This is a genomic window from Vibrio sp. 1978 (assembly GCF_033344345.1).
In genome coordinates, this window is sequence record NZ_JAWPOP010000158.1 from 1 (window position 1) to 1,045 (window position 1,045).

1 pseudogene is annotated in these 1,045 nt (G+C 50.7%); it reads left to right on the forward strand.

The features are described from left to right. Positions 1 to 1,045, forward strand: a pseudogene (locus tag R8N49_RS25180) (glycoside hydrolase domain-containing protein); the annotation flags it as partial.

Below are 1,045 nucleotides of genomic sequence, written 5' to 3' on the forward strand. Positions count from 1 at the left end.
CTTCTTCTATGCGACTTTCGATAAGAAGATCAAAGACGTCTACATCCTTGCCAATGGTGAGCCTGTTGACGGCCTAACGGCAGAGCACGTTTCTGAATTGATTTACGATGACCAAGGCAATGCTATCAAACGTGTCAAAGCGGACGTCACTGCCTACATCGAATTTGAAGATGAAGGCTCACAAGAGTTGAATGCGCAAGTGGCGTTGTCTGCGGTTGACCCTCAAGGTGCAGAAAACCACTACGATGCCGAAGCGAATGTCTCTTTTCTGCGGTTGACCCTCAAGGTGCAGAAAACAACTACGATGCCGAAGCGAATGTCTCTTTCGATACTGCGCGCAACAACGCGCGTGAGAAATGGGCAAAAGCACTCAACTTCTCAATTGAAGGGGGCACAGAAGATCAGAAAGAGATCTTCTACACCGCGCTTTACCACGCCTCTATCGCGCCAATGATTTTCCAAGATGTCGACGGCCAATACCCTGCGATGCGTACTCGCATTCAAAAAGACGCGGGCGATACGCCAAACTACTCCGTGTACTCGATGTGGGATACTTTCCGCGCAGCGCATCCACTGAAAACCATCATCGACCCAGAACGTGCCGAAGAGTTTGCCAACGACCTGATTCGTAAATACGAAGACGGTGGCATCTTGCCGAAATGGGAACTGCACAGCCATTACACGGGCACTATGATCGGCTTCCCTGCTGTCTCTATCATTGCTGACGCGATGGCGAAAGGCTTAGACATCGACCCACAACTTGCCAAAGACGCGGCTGAGTTTACGGTGCGCTACCACGAGGCTTCTGAGTTCCCAGATTGGACGGAAGACAACAACATCGGCGCCGCAAACGTTGTGCAAGTGAAGGTGTACGAAGAAAACGGCTTTGTTCATCACGGCTACTGGAACAGTGCGTCTTACACGCTTGAGTTTGCTTACGGTGACTGGGCAATGGCAGACATAGCGCGCATGTCTGGCGATGTAAAACTGCAAGAAGAGTTTATGACTCGTGCCGACAACTGGCTTAACCATTGGGATGCAGAGA